Here is a 17,027-nt window from a genome sequence, read left to right as displayed (position 1 = left end):
CTGAGCCTCAGTGGCTCGAACAAGTGTGGGTCAAGATTGGATGGAAACGGTGGGTCAGGATCGCGCGGGAATCAACAGAGAGAGGACGGACGAGAAAGGTCAGACGCGACAACGCCGGCCACCGCGGGATGTCCTCGGCGCCCTGACGGTCACGCAGTTGCTTATGCGTCTTTCTGCGTGGCGCGCCGGCGGGCGACATGCCAAGGTCCGGGCCATCCCGCGCCGGCGGTTGGTGTCCGGCGATCCGTTCCAAGGAGTCTCGTCATGTCCCAAGCCCTGTCCACCGCACAGCCCACCGCCGTTCCCGCAGCCCTGCCCGCCGTCCGCGAGGCCGACCATCCGATCGATCCGCTGTTCCTGAACCGCTGGTCGCCGCGCGCCTTCACCGGCGAGCCGCTGGACACCGCCACGCTGTTGCGCTTCCTCGAGGCCGCGCGCTGGGCGCCGTCCGGCTACAACGTGCAGCCGTGGCGCTTCGTCTATGCGCTGGCCGGCACGCCGGCCTGGGCCACGCTGTTCGAGACCCTCAGCATCACCAACCAGAGCTGGGCGCATCGCGCGTCGGCGCTGGTGCTGGTCGTGTCCCAGCAGCGCTGGCTGCCGCCGGGCAAGTCCGCGCTGGAGCCCAACGCCACCCACGCCTTCGACGCCGGCGCCGCCTGGTCGCACCTCGCGCTGCAGGCCTCGCTGTCGGGCTGGCACGCGCACAGCATCGGCGGCTTCGACCGCGCGTTGGCGCGCAGCTCGCTGGACATCCCCGAGGACTACGCGCCGCAGGTCATCGTGGCGCTGGGCCGTCGCGGCGACAAGTCCGTGCTGCCCGAAGCGCTGCAGGCGCGCGAGCAGCCCAACACACGCCTGCCGCTCAGCGCGATCGCGGCGGAAGGCCGCTTTCCTTTCGAGTGAAGCGCGGCTGAGGCACCACCGAGGCGCCCTTACCCGTGCCCTTGTCCTCGCAGGACACCGCGTTCACGCGCTCTCGCGCGCGATGACTTCGCACTGGAGCGCCGTGAGGCGCTCCGGCTGTTCGCCCGCCACCAGCTTGAGCACATGCGCCGCCGCGTGCTCGCCGATCTCGCGAGCCGGCGGGCGGATCGTGCTCAGGCTGGGCAGCAGCTTGTCGGCGAACGCGTAGTCGCCGAAGCCGAAGACCGCCACGTCGCCCGGCACCGACCAGCCTTCGCGCTGCGCCGCCAGCAGCGCGCCGCAGGCCAGGTTGTCGTTGGCGAAGAACACCGCATCCGGCCGCTGCCGCTTGCGCGCCAGCAGCGCGCGCAGCGCCTCGGCGCCCGCCTCCATCGGCGCGGGCGCAACCGGGCGGAGGGCCACCGGCTCGCCGCGATGGCCGAGCTCACGCAACGCTTCGGCAAAGCCTTCGTGCCGCTCCTGCGCGCTGAGGTCGCCCGCCGCGCAGTTGTGCACGAACGCCAGCTTGCGATACCCGCGCGCCCACAGGTGCGCTGCGGCATCGCGTCCGACCTGACGGTGCGAAAACCCGATCTGCAGCGTCGGCCGGCGCGGCGTCAGCTCCCAGGTCTCGATGACGGGGACCTGCGTCGCCTCGATCAAGCGCTCGGTCGCGGCGCTGTGGTGCCGGCTCGTGAGCACCAGCGCGGCCGGCCGCCAGCCGAGGAAGGCGCGCACCGCGCGTTCCTCGTTCTCCTTCGAGAAGTAGCTCGACGCAAGCAGCAGTTGATACCCCGCCGCCGCCAGCCCGTCCGAGAGCGCCTCCAGCGTGTGGGCAAAGATCGGCCCGGAGATGTTGGGCACCACCATCGCCACGACGCGGCTCTGCGCCGACGCCAGTCCGCCGGCGGCCAGGTTGGGCACGTAGTCCAGCGCGTCGACGGCGGCCTTCACGCGCGCGGCCGCCTCCGCGCCGACGCGATGCGGTTCGTTGAAGAAGCGCGACACCGTAATCGCGGACACCCCCGCCGCCGCCGCCACATCCATCAGCGTGGTCCGCTGCGTGGTCTTGCGCTTACGCATCGGTGCCTCCGCCGCCTGCGTCTGCGTGGGACGCGCGCGCCGAAGAAGCACCCGCCACGACGCCGTGGCCAGAACGGAAACCGTTTAAGGAAATCATCTTTTGGTCTTTGACGCGCCTTGGCGCCGATTCGGATGATGCGAACCATGTTAGCGCTAACAGCTTGTTGGCCATCTCAATCGCTTCTGAGGAAAACGGAGAACGCCATGCGCCGCCCGACCATCGCCCCACACCGCCCCGCCCGGCGGCGCTACGACCGGCAGCACCGGATGCTCACCGCGGCCTGCAGCCTGCTGTGCGCCATGGCGGCCGAGCAGGTGCTGGCGCAGGACACCGCAGCAGCAGCGGCATCCGAGACCGCGGCGTCCGGCGCCGCCTCCCAGGCCGGCGCCGCAGTGGGCGGCGGGGCCGACGCGGCCGCGCTGAACGCCCTCCCCGCCGTGACCGTCACCGCTGCCAAACGCAGCGAGTCGCTGCAGCGCGTCCCCGTCGCCGTGTCCGTGCTCGACGGCGAGACCTTGGAGAACGCCAATCGCAACACGCTCGGCAGCCTGGCCGCCGCGGTGCCCAGCCTCAACTTCCGCACCGGCGCCTCCAACAAGGACACCTCGCTGTTCGTGCGCGGCGTGGGCACGATCTCGACCTCGCCGGGCGTGGAGCCCACGGTCTCCACCGTCATCGACGGCGTGCCGCTCGCGCGCCCCGGCCAGAGCACGCTGGATCTGCTCGACGTCCAGCGCGTCGAAGTGCTGCGCGGCCCGCAGGGCACGCTGTTCGGGAAGAACGCGTCGGCGGGCGTGGTCAACATCGTGAGCCGCGAGCCGGCCTCGCAGCTGGAGCGCTTCATCGACCTCAGCCATTACGGCGGCGGCAACGAGACGCGGCTGCGCGGTGGCATCTCCGGCCCGCTGGCCGGCGGCGTGCGCGCCTCGCTGACGGCGCTGGGCGCCCGCTACGACGGCAACGTGACCAACGTGCAGGACGGCAGCCGCGTCAACGGCTACGACAAGCGCGGCGTGCGGGCGCGCGTCGACTGGGACATCGACGCGCTCAGCAGGCTTGCGCTGACCGCCGACTACCTCAAGTCCAAGGACGACATCCCGACCGGCGTCGTGACCCGCACGCACCTGATCGCGTATCCGTCGGGCGCGGTCACGGACTTCCCCGCCTTCGCGTCGGCGCTCGCGCCGGTCGTGGCCAGCGACGACAACCGCCGCATCAACACCAACCTCGCGACCACCGTCCACGACCGCAACCGCGGCGCCTCGCTGACCTACGAGCGCAAGCTCCCCGCCGGCCATCAGCTGACCGCCATCACCGGCTGGCGCGGCTGGGACAACACGCAGGTGCAGGACGGCGACCGCCTGGCCGCGCCCGCCGCCGGACTGCCGCAATCGCATGACCGCGGCATCGTGGACTTCGAGCAGCTGTCGCAGGAGATCCGCATCGCCTCGCCGCAGGGCTCGGCCTTTGGGCTGCCGATCGACTACGTCGCCGGGCTCTTCACGATGCACACGCACGACAAGGAGATCTACCGCCGCGACGTGGCGCGCGTCACCGCGACCGGCACCTACGCCGACTGGGGCGAGGCGCATTACGGGACCGACAGCCACAGCACCGCGCTTTTCGGCGAGGGCCGCTGGCACCTGACCCCGGCGTGGACCGTGCTGGCCGGGGCGCGCTGGACGCAGGATCGCCTGGACTTCACGCACGAGCGCGCCCGCAGCACGCCGGATGCGCAGTTCGCCGGCGCGATCCCGGGCGTGAACGGCGCGGTGGCGCTGGGCGGCGACACGACGGCGGTCGGGCGCTCCGGCCGTGTCGGCCTGCAGCATGCGGTCGACGAGGACCTCAGCACCTACCTCACCTGGTCGCGCGGCTACAAGGGACCGGCCTTCAACGTGTTCTTCAACATGCTGGCGCGCGACGCGCTGGCGCTGAAGCCCGAGACCTCCAACAGCGTCGAAGCCGGCCTGAAGTCGGAATGGCTGGACCGCCGGCTGCGGGTCAACCTGGCGGTGTTCTCCACCGACTACCGCAACTACCAGGCCAACTTCTTCGACACGGTCGACGGCACCGTGATCACGCGGCTGATCAACGCGGGGGATGTCGCGAGCCGCGGCGCGGAACTCGATCTCGATGCGCGCGTGACGCGCGACTTCAGCGTCGCCGCGTCGGTCGCCTACGTGCATGCGCGCATCGACCGCTTCAACTGCCCCGTCGGCGCGACCGCGAGCTGCGACGTCAACGGCAAGCCGCTGCCCTTCTCGCCGGACTGGAAGGGCACGGTCCGCGCGAGCTACCGCATCCCGCTGGCGGGAGGACGGCAGCTGGAGCTGGGCAGCGACTACGCCTGGCAGAGCCGCGTGCAGTACGACATCGGCCAGTTCGCCGACACCCGGCAGGGCGCGTACGGGATCTGGAACGCGAGCATCGCGCTGCAGCAACCCAGCCAGGGCTGGCGCGTCGCGCTGGTGGCGAAGAACCTGCTCGACAAGTCGTATGCCTCCTTCCTCGGTCGCGGGGGCAGCTACGTGAACCGCTGGGTCCCGCGCGACGACCAGCGCTACTTCGGCGTGCAGGCGCGGCATGACTTCTGAGGCGTCCCCCTCCGGGATCTCCGAGGCTGCGGCACGTCATCGCGGCCAGGGGCGCCGCATGCACCTCGGCGCCTTCCTGCTCGAGTCCGGCCATCACGTCGCCGCGTGGCGGCATCCCGACGTGCCGCCGCATGCCGGCGTCGATCTCGCGCTCTATCGACACCTGGCACGCGAGGCGGAGGCCGCCTGCCTGGATGCGATCTTCCTGGCCGATTCCGTGGCGACCGAGGACGGACCGGGCGCGGAGCGCCTGTCGCGGTCCTCGCGCTTCGAGCCATTGACGCTGCTGTCCGCGCTGGCGGCGGGCACCTCGCGCATCGGACTCGTCAGCACGGTGACCACGAGCTACAACGAGCCCTACACGGTCGCGCGCCAGCTGGCATCGCTGGACCACCTCAGCGGCGGTCGCGTGGGCTGGAACCTGGTCACCTCGGACAACGCGAACGAGGCCGGCAACTTCGGCCGCGACGCGCACCTCGCACACGGCGACCGGTATCGGCGCGCGCAGGAGTTCCTCGCCGTCGCCCAAGGCCTGTGGGACAGCTGGGAGGACGACGCGCTGATCGACGACCGCGATCAGGGCCTCTATTACGACCCGACGCGACGCCACGTGCTGAACCATCGCGGCGAGCACTTCCGCGTGCGCGGACCGCTGAACGTGCCGCGTTCGCCGCAAGGCCGGCCGGTGATCGTCCAGGCGGGCGCGTCCGAGCCGGGACGGCAGCTGGCCGCGGCCAGCGCGGAGCTGGTCTTCACCGCGCAGCCGACCCGGGCGCGTGCGCAGGCCTTCTACGCCGACCTGAAGTCCCGCGCGGAAGCCGCCGGTCGCCCGCGCGACGCGCTGAAGATCCTCCCCGGCGCCTATGTGCTGGTCGCGCCGACGCGTGCCGAGGCCGAGGACCGGCAGGCCGAGCTGCAATCGCTGGTTCACCGCGACACCGCGCTGGGCCTGCTGTCCCGGATGATCGGCAACATCGACCTGCGCGGCCTCGACTGGGACGCGCCGCTGCCCGAACTGCCGCTCACCGACAGCGGCCAGCGCAGCCGCCAGCAGTTGCTGACGCAGCTCGGCCACGACGGCGGCCTGACGCTCGGTCAGCTCGCGATGAAGATCGCCGGCGGTCGCGGCCACCTGTCCGCCATCGGCAGCGTGAGCGACGTGGCCGACATCCTGCAGGACTGGTTCGAGCACGACGCCGCCGACGGCTTCAACCTGATGCCGCCGCTGCTGCCGACCGGCTTCGAGGCGATCACGCGCCTGCTCGTGCCCGAGCTGCAGCGGCGCGGGCTGTTCCGCACGCGCTATGAAGGCACGACGCTGCGCGATCACCTGGGGCTGGCGCGGCCGGCTCATCCCGGTCACACCTAGGCCATCGCCAACACCCTCGTCAAGGAGTCCCCATGAAGCGCCGTACCCTGCTCGCCGCCGTGCCCCTGTTGTCGACGGTGATCGCCGTCGGCACCGGTGCACGGGCCGCGGCCGCTGGCCCTCACCCCCACCCGCTCTCGCAAGCGGGAGAGGGAGTCCGACCGAGCGGTGCCACGACGGAGCGCTCGGTGCGCACCAGGCGCACGCTGCGTGTCGGGTTCCAGAAAGGCGGGCTGTTGCCGCTCGTGAAGGTTCGAGGGCTACTGGAGCAACGACTGGCCCCGCTCGGCTGGCAAGTCGCCTGGCTCGAGTTCCCTGCCGGCCCGCAGCTGCTGGAGGCCTTCAACGTGGACGCCGTCGACATCGGCGTCACGGGCGCGCCGCCGCCGATCTTTGCGCAGGCGGCGCGCACCGACTTCGTCTACATCGCCGCCGAGCCCGGCCAGCCGCACAGCGAAGCCATCCTGGTGAAACCCGACAGCCCGCTGCGCGGCGTCGCGGACCTGAAGGGCCGCCGCGTCGGGCTGCAGAAGGGGTCGAGTTCGCACTACCTGCTGCTGGCCTCGCTGGCCAAGGCAGGACTGCAGCTGCGCGACGTGTCGCCGGTGTTCCTCTCGCCGGCGGACGCGCGCGCGGCCTTCGAGCGCGGCGCGATCGACGCGTGGGTCGTCTGGGATCCCTACCTCACCTTCGCGCAGGCGGCCACGCAGGCGCGCGTGCTGGCCGCCTTCAGTGCCCTCGCCCCCGAGTCCCCGCCGTGGAGCTTCTACGAGGCGCGCCGCGCCTTCGCCGCCGAGCATGGCGCGCTGCTGCGCGAGCAGGTGATCCCGCTGCTCGCGGAGGCCGGGGCCTGGGCCAACGAGCACCGCGAGGAGAGCGCGCGCCTCGTGGCGCCGCTCTTCGGCGTGCCGGAGGCGCAGCTGCTGCAGTTGCAGAAGCGCCTGCGCTATGGTGCGCGTCCGCTGACGGCCGCGATCGCGGCGGACCAGCAGCGCATCGCCGATGCCTTCTTCGCGCAGAAGATCATTCCAGCGAAGGTGGCGGTGAAGGAGGCGTTCTGGGGCTTGTGACCCAGCGCCGGGGCGGCGGGAGCGGTTCCGGATTTCTCACCCTCAAGCTCAGCCTTCCTCCGATGCCCTGAGCGCCGGGCCGCCACGACGATGAGCCTTCCGCGTCCCCGTTCCGCGACGCAGGAGGCCTCATGTCACAGCGTCCGCCCCGGCGGGTGTACCGCCACGATCCGTTTCCTCGCGATCTCTCGCACGCCGTGCTGCTGGCGCTGCTCGCGCTCGTCGCGCTCTGGCTGCAGGGCTGCGCGCAGACGAAGCCGATCGCGGCACCGCCGCCGTGGCCGCTCGACGATCCGGCGCCGGTCTATGAAGTGGAGCCGCCGCGTCCGGCCGCCATGTCGAACCTCGGTTCGAACGCCGCTTCGAAAGCCACTCCAGACGTCAGTCCGACGACCGGCCTCGGCGGCGAGACCGCGCCGCCTGCGCCGTCGACCGAGCGCCTGCTCGCGCTCGCGCTGCAGGAATGGGAGCTCTGGGGTCGAGGTCGCTGGGATGCCGCCACCAACCTCACCGAGCGCCGGCTGGACGCACCGCGCCGGCAGGAAACCGAGCCCTACCTCCACACCCGCGTGCTGCTGTACTGGATCGGCGTGAAGGGCCCCGACTACCCGCTCCAGCGCACGCGCTTCGACGATGGCTCGCTGAAGCCGTGGAGCGCGGTCTTCATCTCCTGGCTGATGCGCAACGCCGGCTTCGGCGATCGCCAGTTCGAGGCCAGCGAGCTGCACTGGCACTACATCCGCGCGGCGCTGGACGGGAGCCGTCCGGGCCTGGAGGCCCGCGACGCCGCCGTCACGCCGCCGCGACCGGGCGACGTCATCTGCGCGCCGCGCGACGCGCAGCCCGACGCACCGACCGGCTTCGCCCAATGGAGCACCCTGCCCCGCACCTTGCGCGGCCGCATCTGGACCTGGCATTGCGACCTGGTCGTGCAGGTGGACGGCGGCGAGCTGGGCGCCATCGGCGGCAACGTCAGCGAAAGCGTCAGCTGGACGCGCGCGCCGCTGGACGCCGGGGGCCGGCTGATCGCGACGCCGGACCGCGCCTGGACGGTCCTGCTGCGCCAGAAGGGAGCGCCGCCTTGAGCGCCTCCGACAACGTCAGGATGCCGCGCGACCGCCGCGCGGCGGTGCTCGGCTACTGGCAGGCGGCGGTCGGGCTGGCCACGGGCCTGAGCGTCATCGTCGGGGTGCTGATCTCGGTCACCCAGCTCGTCGCCTGGGTGGACGACAGCAAGCGCGCCAACCTGACGGAGCGGCTGCAGTCGCTGCAGCACGTCGCCCACCTGCTGGAGCGCGACGAGCGCATCCGGCTGCGCGCCCGCGCGTTCCAGCGCGAGCTGCTGCCCGAGATCGGCCCGCACGCCCAGGAGCTCATCCGCCTGGCCGGCTCGGGCGAGGACCTCTACCTGAGCCAGGACATGGAGAACTTCGCCGCCGTCCACTTCCATTACGAGCAGCTGGGCGCGCTGGTGAAGCTGGAGTACATCGAGTTTCCCCTGGTCTACGAAGTCGTCCCCTTCCCCGACGACTACATGGCGGCCGTCGACCCGCTGCGCAAGGCGCTGGCCGAGCACTGGAAAGGCATCGGGCGGCCGCTGCCGGACCTGGGCGCCAACATCGATTACCTGAAGCGCTGCTACGACCTCAGCCGTGCCACGCCGCACCAGCGTCCGCACTGCCCCCGCGAATGAACGGCCTGGCCGGTCGGTCGCGAGCGCGGGCAAAAGCGTGCAAGGGCGTGCAAACGCCCGCAAGCGCCTGTTTCCGGACCTTCCGGAACCTGACGGCGCTTCCGGAAGGTTTCCGGAAGGTCGCGGAAGACGGCGCCGACTACCGTCTGCGGCACCGATCCCCCGGGGTCGGCATCCACACGACGACGCCGTCCAGGCGCACAGGGAGCTCGCATGAACCTCACCCCACACCGTCCCCGCCAGCGTGAAGAGTCCCCGCCGCCGACGCGGCCCCGTTCCACCGGCCCGACCGGCCGGCTCGCCCGCGAGCACCGGCTCGAGCGGCTGACCCGTCTGCAGATGACGCTCGCGGAAGCGCACGCCGACGCCGAACTCCGTGAGCGCGAACGCGTCGCCCAGCTGCTGCATGACCAGGTCGGCGGCCTGATCGTCCGGCTGCGGCTGGCGTTCGGGGAGTGGCGCCAGGGCGCGACCGCCCCGGCCGGCGCGGATCCGGCGCTGGCCCAGGTCACCGCGCTGCTGGGCGAGCTGTCGCAGACGGTCCGCACGCTGACCTTCGCGCTGGCGCCGCCGGACTGGCACGGCGACCTGCCGACGGCGCTGGCCGCCATGGCGGCGGAGCTGGGCCTGCTCGGCCCGCTGGCGATCCATGTCGACGGCAGCGCGATGGCGGCCCCCGGCACTGTCGAGATCCCGGCCGCGCAACGCGCGGTCGCCTGCCGCGTGGTGCGGGAGCTCTGCCTGAACGTGCAGAAGCACGCCTCGGCGTCCCGCGTCGACATCGTGCCGACGGTCGACGCCGGATGGCTGAGCGTGCGCGTGCGCGACGACGGGCGCGGCTTCGCGACCGGCCAGGGCGACACCGAGGCGCGAGGGCTCGGCCTGAGTGGCGCGCGCGCCCAGCTGCAGGCCCTGGGCGGCGCGCTCGTGCTGCGCTCCGAGCCGGGTCGCGGCACCTGCGCGACTCTGCTGATCCCGATCGACTCCGCGTGATCACGCGGAGTGCCGAGCGATCACACGCCCGCTTCCTCGTTCCGCTTTCACGTTCCTTTTCAGGGAGATTCCGATGACCCTCCGCATCGTCCTGGCGGACGACCACCAACTCGTGCGCGAAGGCTTGCGCGCGCTCCTGTCCCGAGACGCCGAGCTGGACGTCGTCGGGCTGGCCGAGGACGGCGCCGCCGCCGTCAAGCTCGTGCGCCATCTGCAGCCGGATCTGCTGATCACGGACATCGCGATGCCGGGCCTCAACGGCATCGAGGCCACGCGCCGCGTCCGCGCCCACCATCCGTCGGTGCAGGCGATCTGCCTGTCGATGCACGGCGATCAGCGCAGCGTGGTCACGGCGCTGCAGGCGGGGGCGTCGGGGTACGTGCTCAAGGACGCGTCGAGCGAGGAGCTGCTGCGCGCGGTGCGCGACGTGGCCAGCGGCCGCATCTACCTGAGCCCGGGACTGATGGGCGGACTGGTCGACGAGATCCGTACGCGGCACCGGCTGCCCGAGGCCGGCACGCCGATCCCGGCCGGTCCCGCGCTGACGGCGCGTGAGCGGGAGATCGTCCAGCTCTTCGCCGAGGACCTGAGCACGCAGGAGATCGCGGACCGGCTCAAGCTCAGCGCGAAGACGGTGGCGACGCATCGCGAGAACGTGACGCGCAAGCTCGGCGTGCGCGGGGTGGCGGGCATGACGCGGTATGCGCTGAGCGAAGGCCTGAGCGAGGGAGGCGTGCCATGCCGGTGATCGTCTACGACGTGCCGAACTGGGCGCTCGGGATGGGGCTGGTGCTGACCTGGGTGCTGCTGGGACTGGGGGCGCAGGCGGTGCTTCCGCGGCGGTGGCGCGAGCATGCGACCGAGGCGGATCGCAACGTCGCGCTCGCGTCGCTGGGCGTGATCGCGACGATCAACTCGCTGCTGCTGGCGTTCTCGGCGGTGTCGGTGTGGGACTCGTTCAGCGCGGCGGAGCAGGCGGTGAGCCGGGAGGCGACGGCAATGGCGCAACTGGGCCGGTCGCTGGCGGTGTACGGGACGCCGGAGTCGACGCTCGCGCGCGAACGGCTGCGCGGCTATGGCCGGAGCGTCATCGGCAAGGAATGGGCGGCGATGCAGCACGAGCAGCCGAGTCAGCAGACGCAGGACGCGTTCGACGACGTCTACCGGTCGCTGGGCGCCCTGCGACCGGCGAGCGCGGCGGAGACCGTGCTGGTCGAGCAGATGTGGAGCCAGGTGAATGACCTGCTGATGCAGAGACGCGCCCGGCTGGAGGCCAGCGATGGCAAGGTGCCGACGACGCTGTGGGTGGTGGTGCTGGTGAGCTCGCTGCTGACGTTGGCTCCGGTGGCGGTGCTGCCGGTCACCGCGTGCAGTCGCGGGGCGATCGTGGTGCTGGCGATTGCCCTCGGATTGGTCTTCCACTTCGTCGCCGCGATGGACCGGCCATTCCTCGGCGCGGAACGCGTCACGTCAGATCCGATCGAGAACGCGCTCGCGAACATGCAGCGGTGGGATGCGAGGAGTTTGCCGGTGGCGGCGAGGTAGCGGTCTGTTGGCTCAGAGCCGCCAGCTCGACCCGCGGCACGGCGCTGTTCATCCCGTGCCGATGGCGGAACGCAGTGTTTCCGGATACTGGACGACTCAGGCAGGCCGAGCGAGCTCCGACGCCATGGGCCACTGCTAGGATGAGCTCGCCGTTCAAAGGCGACTCTGAGGAGACCACAGTGGCACGTTCTTGCACACACCGGGACAGCATTCGAACGGTGATTCCCAGCGCGCGAGGCTGCGAGGAGTGCCTCAAGATGGGCAGCGAATGGGTGCATCTCCGCATCTGCCGCACCTGTGGGCACGTCGGATGCTGCGATGACTCGCCCCATCGGCATGCACGAGCCCACTACACCGCGACCCAGCACCCCATCATCGAAGGCTACGACCCGCCAGAAGGATGGGGATGGTGCTTCGTCGACAAGACCATCGTGGACCTGGGAGCGGATACGACCCCGCAGGATGGCCCGATTCCGAAGTACCTGTAGCGATTCTCCTTCCCCGATTCCTGTCTCGGCTGCCCTTTCCTAGCTGCGGGGACTGCAGGTGAGTTTCTGGAACGACGTGCAGTCGCGACCATTGCAGATCCGCTGATCAGAGATCACGACGGTCAGGCCGTAGTTCGGCTTCGCGACTTCATTGCTCGATGGTCCCAAGCCCTTCGATGCGCAAAAGGCGTCCGCGGCCGGCTTGCCGCAATTGGTGGCCCACTCGCGGCACCAATCGAGCTGGACGCTGTCGCCGCTCTTGAGCTTCAGCTCTGGAGAGAAGACGGTGAGGGATCCGTCCGCCGCGCGCTGCGTCGACATCTCCGAATACGCGCGCGGTGCACGGGCGCACCTCATGTTCACGTCCGTCACAAAGCGCCCGTTGCTGGAGGTCCAGACCGACAACGACGTGGCCAATTCGCCGGCCGGGCACCTGCCCTTGTTCGGCTTGCCTTTGCCACGCGGGAGGTTGTTGCTTCCTCCGAAAGCGATGGCCGAGCCGGTCACCGTCTGCGGCGGTGCGAGCGTGCTGCACTGCAGGGTCACCCTGTCGGCAAACGCGGCATCCCCCTGAAGCACCTTCGCGACTTCCCACGCGCTGACGGCGGAGCCCGCAGGACAGCTCTGCGTGACCGCCCCGCCGCCTTTGCCGCCAACGGGGCGACCTGCCCGCCCCTCGATAGGAAGGTGGGTTCTCTCGTTCCAGCCGGCGCATGTCGGGCCGACGGCGTCGATCCAGAGGCCGGCTTTCCCGGTGAGTCCTGTGACCCACTGGTCTTTGCCGCACGCGGCTTCCTTGCCCACGGTGAGCGAGGCCCAGGCGGGGACGGCCATCGATGCCATCGCGGTTGCCAAGGCCCACGCCCGCATGCGGATGAGTGAACGTGTCATCTTGGCCTCCTCCCAGTGCCGGTGGATCGTGCACCAGCCAGCGAGGACGGACATCCCTAGTTCCTCAGGAAGACCGTGGTTGGTGACTGACGTCCTTGGCAAAATCGATCGTCCTTGACCGGCGGACACCTTCGTCCACCAAGACCAGACATCTTCCGGAGCCAAGACTTGACCGCTCAGATCCACGACAGGCTCCACTACGCAGGCCGGGAGTTCATCATCATCGGCTCGCGCGGAGACGAGCTTTTCAATCCCGCACGATTCGGTCTGAAGGTGAACCCGATCTCGACCGCGTGCTATCGCGGATTCCATTGCAGCTATGTCGTGGATGAAGAGGGGCTGCTGTTGCTCGATGAGGTCTACCTCGGAATCGATCTGGACGACGCATCGCAGCGCAACGCGACGTTGTTCGGGCGAACGCCAGAGACCTATCTCCGGCACGCCACGAAGCTGACGGACACGGGTCTCGTCGACCACACCTGGACGCCTCACGACCGCCGTCTCACCGATCTCCGGGAGTCGGCATCGCAATGCCGATCTTCTCGAGCTCGCCCTTGGCTTGCTCGAAGGTCATCTCTCCCTTGTTCACCTTGGCCAGGATCTCGTCACGACGCGTGGCTTGCAAAAAGTTGGCGGCGCGCTCGTTGTCGGCGGACTGCCGGATGGACGCGGTTTCCCTCGCCTGATTCAGGGCGTTGAGCTTGAACGCCGGATCGAGGCTGACTCCGAGCTGGGCCGCGGTGATGGCGAGGGTGTTCAGTTCCACGGCGCCGCTCACGTTGAGTGGCGCCTTGTCGAGCTTCTCGCGCTGTTCGCGCAGCCAGCGCTCCTGCTCGCCACGATCGTTGATCAGGCGCTCCCGGCCCTCGATGCGCGGGCTGCCGACATAGATCTGGCCGTAGTTGGTACCGGGCTCGTTGCGCTTGAGCAGCGTGTCACAGCCAGTGCTGAGCAATGCAACGCCAGTGGCTGCGGCAATCAGGCCTGTTCTGCGATGACGGTTCATGCGCGCCTCCATTTGACCCCGCGCACTCTAGGACCAGCGGCCAAACGAATCATCCTCAGTCCAGTGGATTGGGAGAACCCTGCCGGACCGGGACCGCAAGCTCATGAATTCTGTGGATGCGAAGCGATGTCGCGACTGACACAGTGGACGGTCTCACGAGGATCAGGGAGGTCCACCATGCGCAGTGCCGTCGTCACCAGTCCCAAGGGCCTTCAATTGCGGGCCATCGCCGGTACCTACGTGGTACTGCTCGCGATGAATTGCGATGAGGCGTATAGCCGCAGATTGCTGGGATTCGGAATCCTGCGCATCGACCGTGGCGGCGGCAAGCCCAAGTGGCTGCCCGCCCTGAAGCGCTTTGACCTGCCACCCACGGGTGCTGCCGACACGAGCCAGCACCCGATTCAGAAGTTCCACTGGGGCGACTACACCGCCAGTCCAGGGGGGCGCTATACCTACGAGGTGCACGCATTCCGGGGCCATCCGGGAGCGCTCGTGGACGACGATGTCGTCTCGGTCGACGTGCAATGCGAGAATCCCGACCACGTGGGGGCCAGCGGCCATGCCGTCCACTTCAACCGCAGCGCGGCCGCGAGCCAGGCCTTCGCCAGACGTTTCCCCAACCTGCCCAAGGGCGACGTGGACGACCCCGCGGCGAGGAATTGGCTGTCGCGCGGATTGTCTGAGGCGTTGATCGCCTTCATCGACAACACCGCCGCCACTGAGAAGCTGCGCCTGTTCGTGTATGAGTTCGAGAAGCCGGAGTTCCTGCAGGCCCTGCGCCGCGCCGCCGACCGCGGCGTGGAGTTGCAGATCCTGTACGACGGCATCATCAACGCCGCCGGCAAAGGCCCCAGCGTGAAGAGCGTCCCGGCAATCGAGGAGGCCCGTCTGGAAGGCTTCTGCCGTGCGCGCCTGGGCAGCGGCCTGAAGATCTCGCACAACAAGTTCATGGTCCGGTGCGACAGCGCCGGCAAGGCCCGAGCGGTGTGGACCGGCTCCACCAACTTCACCGACAGCGGCATCTACGGCCAGTCCAACGTCGGTCATGCAGTCACCGATGACACGCTGGCCGACCAGTTTCTGCAATGGCACCAGTGGGTGTGGCAGGGCTCGGACGTCGCCGGCAGCGGCCTTTCGGCGGTCGACTCACGCATCCAGGCGATGCTGTTGTCGCCCGTGCCAGGCATGCCGAGGCCGACCCTGAGTCTGTTGCTGAGCCCGCGCAAGACGATTGAAGCCATCGATCTTTGCGCCTCGCTCGTCGGGCAGGCAGAGCAGATGGTGTGCTTCACCGCGCCGTTCGCGATGCACGACGATCTCGAGAAGGCGCTGGAGGAGGCGCCGGCCCAGGTGTTCGGCCTGCTGAACAATGATGGCGTGGTCGGCCCGGACCTGAAGGCTGCGCCCAACACCCAACTCGCCGCCGCCGCGGCACTGAATGAAGCGAGCGTGCTCGAAGCGTGGCAGGACCGGTTGCTGGCCGAGTCCATGCAGCACAGCGGCGTGTTCATCCACACCAAGTTCCTGCTCATCGATCCGTTGGGCGAGCACCCGGTGGTGGTTTCCGGGTCGGCCAACTTCAGCATCAGCTCATCGACGGGCAACGACGAGAACCAGCTCTTCATCGTCGGCGACAAGGCCGTGGCCGATGTCTACCTCGGCGAGTTCATGCGCATGTTCGACCACTACCAATTCCGCGATTACATGCGCGAGGTCGCCCGGCAGAAGCTGCGCGACCCCACGGCGGGATTTCTGGACAGCACCGACGGCTGGACCGACCGCTTCTTCGGCGGGCACCGTGAGGCGGCACGGTTGGCGTTCTTCTAAGCACAACCCATCAGGACGGGCCAGGGCCTCGAATCCGTGGAGGAAGTGCGGGCGAAACCCCTTAGGGGTCAGGACTTGCCAGAAACCGTTGACGGGGCGACGTCAGGACGTATCCTCCTCCCCGCGTCAAAGGCATCTCTGCGCATGGACCTCAGCCTCACATTCCAGGACAACCAGACCGGCCACAAGGACATCGTTCTCCGGTTCGCTGGGCAGGAGTGGATCTGCGACTCCTACTATCTGGCGCTAGACAATGACCTTCTCCCCGGCATCGAGGACGAATCCAAGATTCGAGCAGTCCTGTCGCGAATTCACGAGCAGTGGCTAGCCGTCGTTCAGAGTCTGAAGGTCGGTGAGACCGGGTATCTTCCCTACGACTTCTCCGACCAATACTCCGCGTGGCTGCGTTGCACCGCCACGCTGAACGGGTACACCTTGGCCCAGGGTTGGTCGACCGTGGAAGGCTGCACGCTCTCACCTTCCAACGTCGGCGATCTCCTTCACCACCTCGACGGCTTCCGCGTCGACGGCCCGACGCTGGAGGTGGATCGCGACGATCTCCTGTCCGCCATCCGCGCGTCGGCCTTGCTGGCAAAGATCCATGAATAGCGGACAGCACGTGGTGTACCTCGTGCTCACCCCTGCGGGGCTCCAGCGAGCGATGCTCCGGGCATTGCAGGACGACAGCATCTGGTGCGCATCCGACGCCATCTCGGCGGATGAGTTCAGGGAGAATCCACCGCCGCGCGTCACCCGGCTTTCCTATTCGCTGGACGATGAGGAAAGCACCCAGCGCGCGCTAGGGACCATCGCCGAGCATCATCCCGGAGACCTGATCTGGGTTGAGACGGTCATGGCGAAGTGAACCTCATGGAGCCACACGCTTGAAGAGCCTCGACGAGTTGATCCGAACCGACGATCCCGCCTGGCCGATGGTCTCGGAGTGGATAGCGTCCTGCCCGAACGTGTCCGTCCTTCCCACCGACCCCGTGAGCGCCGATGCCGCCCTGCTCGCCCTGCAGGTCACGCTGCGCTCACCCATGGGCGCGCTGGTCCATCACACGGGCGGCCTGCTCATCGATAACGGATGGCTGCGCATCCTCGGGGCCGGCGGCTCGCAGATGCAGCGCTCCCTGCCCGGCTGGAACAAGGACAAGGCGCCCTTCGATGAGGACGGCCGTCCCGGCTTCCTGCTCATCGCCGACGACGTGATGGGCGGCTGGTTCGCTCTCAACGGCGGCAGCCTCGGACCGAGCCTGGGCCACGTCCTGTACTTCGGCCCCGACTCGCTGGAGTGGCAGGACCTCGGTGCCGGCTACAGCGACTTCCTCGCCTGGGCACTGTCGCCCGACATGCCGACCTTCTATCAATCGCTCCGTTGGCCCGGATGGGAACGCGACATTGCAGAGGTGACTGGCGATCATGCGTTGTCAGTCTTCCCCTTCGCTTGGGCCAGCGGCCCTCCCTTAAATCAGCGCGCCAAGCGCCCCGTACCCGTGGATGAACAATTCAGGCTCTCCATGGACATCGCCCGGCAGATCAACGATCGCTGAAC

General features: G+C 69.2%; 17 protein-coding genes. 14 read left to right on the top strand and 3 right to left on the bottom strand.

Annotated elements, in window-relative coordinates; translation table 11 throughout:
- Positions 1 to 264: 264 nt before the first annotated feature.
- Positions 265 to 906, top strand: coding sequence for a nitroreductase family protein (locus AC07PR_RS10840; RefSeq protein ID WP_495135292.1), 642 nt, complete (start codon positions 265 to 267; stop codon positions 904 to 906).
- Between the two features lie 63 nt (positions 907 to 969).
- Here AC07PR_RS10840 and AC07PR_RS10835 read toward each other — a convergent pair whose 3' ends face one another.
- Positions 970 to 1,989: a LacI family DNA-binding transcriptional regulator gene (locus AC07PR_RS10835; RefSeq protein WP_495135291.1), complete on the bottom strand. Its 1,020-nt coding sequence runs from the start codon at positions 1,987 to 1,989 to the stop codon at positions 970 to 972.
- A 204-nt stretch (positions 1,990 to 2,193) separates the two neighbouring features.
- On the opposite strand from AC07PR_RS10835, the gene AC07PR_RS10830 reads away from it, so the two are divergent.
- From AC07PR_RS10830 to AC07PR_RS10790, 9 genes are all read left to right on the top strand, one after another.
- Positions 2,194 to 4,587, top strand: coding sequence for a TonB-dependent receptor (locus tag AC07PR_RS10830; RefSeq protein WP_495135290.1), 2,394 nt, complete (start codon positions 2,194 to 2,196; stop codon positions 4,585 to 4,587).
- A complete protein-coding gene (locus AC07PR_RS10825) occupies positions 4,577 to 5,956 on the top strand; it encodes an LLM class flavin-dependent oxidoreductase (RefSeq protein ID WP_495135289.1) in 1,380 nt (459 codons plus the stop codon). Before AC07PR_RS10830 ends, AC07PR_RS10825 begins: the two co-directional genes overlap by 11 nt.
- Positions 5,957 to 5,988: 32 nt before the next feature.
- Positions 5,989 to 7,026, top strand: coding sequence for an aliphatic sulfonate ABC transporter substrate-binding protein (locus AC07PR_RS10820; RefSeq protein ID WP_495135288.1), 1,038 nt, complete (start codon positions 5,989 to 5,991; stop codon positions 7,024 to 7,026).
- 131 nt (positions 7,027 to 7,157) lie between these two features.
- Positions 7,158 to 8,111: a DUF2272 domain-containing protein gene (locus tag AC07PR_RS10815; protein WP_495135287.1), complete on the top strand. Its 954-nt coding sequence runs from the start codon at positions 7,158 to 7,160 to the stop codon at positions 8,109 to 8,111.
- Entirely contained in the window at positions 8,108 to 8,719 is a 612-nt protein-coding gene (locus AC07PR_RS10810) for a hypothetical protein (RefSeq protein ID WP_377154543.1), read from the top strand. Before AC07PR_RS10815 ends, AC07PR_RS10810 begins: the two co-directional genes overlap by 4 nt.
- A gap of 213 nt (positions 8,720 to 8,932) precedes the next feature.
- Positions 8,933 to 9,712: a sensor histidine kinase gene (locus tag AC07PR_RS10805; RefSeq protein WP_377154541.1), complete on the top strand. Its 780-nt coding sequence runs from the start codon at positions 8,933 to 8,935 to the stop codon at positions 9,710 to 9,712.
- Positions 9,713 to 9,785: 73 nt separating this feature from the next.
- Complete coding sequence (locus tag AC07PR_RS10800; RefSeq protein ID WP_377154539.1) at positions 9,786 to 10,460, top strand: response regulator; 675 nt, start codon at positions 9,786 to 9,788, stop codon at positions 10,458 to 10,460.
- The gene (locus tag AC07PR_RS10795) at positions 10,451 to 11,257 is read left to right on the top strand and encodes a bestrophin-like domain (RefSeq protein ID WP_377154537.1); all 807 of its coding nucleotides are present in this window, start codon (positions 10,451 to 10,453) and stop codon (positions 11,255 to 11,257) included. Before AC07PR_RS10800 ends, AC07PR_RS10795 begins: the two co-directional genes overlap by 10 nt.
- Before the next feature lie 140 nt (positions 11,258 to 11,397).
- Positions 11,398 to 11,745 (top strand): UBP-type zinc finger domain-containing protein, encoded by a 348-nt coding sequence (locus AC07PR_RS10790; protein WP_495135286.1) that lies wholly within the window; start codon positions 11,398 to 11,400, stop codon positions 11,743 to 11,745.
- Positions 11,746 to 11,784: 39 nt separating this feature from the next.
- Here AC07PR_RS10790 and AC07PR_RS10785 read toward each other — a convergent pair whose 3' ends face one another.
- Together AC07PR_RS10785 and AC07PR_RS10780 are read right to left on the bottom strand one after the other, a co-directional pair.
- Positions 11,785 to 13,113: a hypothetical protein gene (locus tag AC07PR_RS10785; RefSeq protein WP_495135285.1), complete on the bottom strand. Its 1,329-nt coding sequence runs from the start codon at positions 13,111 to 13,113 to the stop codon at positions 11,785 to 11,787.
- 25 nt (positions 13,114 to 13,138) lie between these two features.
- On the bottom strand, positions 13,139 to 13,642 hold the full coding sequence (locus tag AC07PR_RS10780; RefSeq protein ID WP_495135284.1) for a hypothetical protein: 504 nt from the start codon (positions 13,640 to 13,642) through the stop codon (positions 13,139 to 13,141).
- Between the two features lie 177 nt (positions 13,643 to 13,819).
- On the opposite strand from AC07PR_RS10780, the gene AC07PR_RS10775 reads away from it, so the two are divergent.
- From AC07PR_RS10775 to AC07PR_RS10760, 4 genes are all read left to right on the top strand, one after another.
- Positions 13,820 to 15,472, top strand: coding sequence for a phospholipase D-like domain-containing protein (locus AC07PR_RS10775; RefSeq protein WP_495135283.1), 1,653 nt, complete (start codon positions 13,820 to 13,822; stop codon positions 15,470 to 15,472).
- A 144-nt stretch (positions 15,473 to 15,616) separates the two neighbouring features.
- Positions 15,617 to 16,081 (top strand): hypothetical protein, encoded by a 465-nt coding sequence (locus AC07PR_RS10770; protein ID WP_495135282.1) that lies wholly within the window; start codon positions 15,617 to 15,619, stop codon positions 16,079 to 16,081.
- Positions 16,082 to 16,094: 13 nt separating this feature from the next.
- Entirely contained in the window at positions 16,095 to 16,337 is a 243-nt protein-coding gene (locus AC07PR_RS10765; RefSeq protein WP_495135281.1) for a hypothetical protein, read from the top strand.
- 19 nt (positions 16,338 to 16,356) lie between these two features.
- Positions 16,357 to 17,025 carry a DUF2625 family protein gene (locus AC07PR_RS10760; protein WP_495135280.1) on the top strand — a complete coding sequence of 223 codons (669 nt, stop codon included), beginning with the start codon at positions 16,357 to 16,359 and terminating at the stop codon, positions 17,023 to 17,025.
- The last annotated feature ends 2 nt before the right edge of the window (positions 17,026 to 17,027 follow it).

The organism is Roseateles sp. GW821-FHT09H11, from assembly GCF_059415845.1.
The sequence above is the reverse complement of the archived record's forward strand: the minus strand, read 5'-3'. Positions and strand labels throughout refer to the sequence as shown.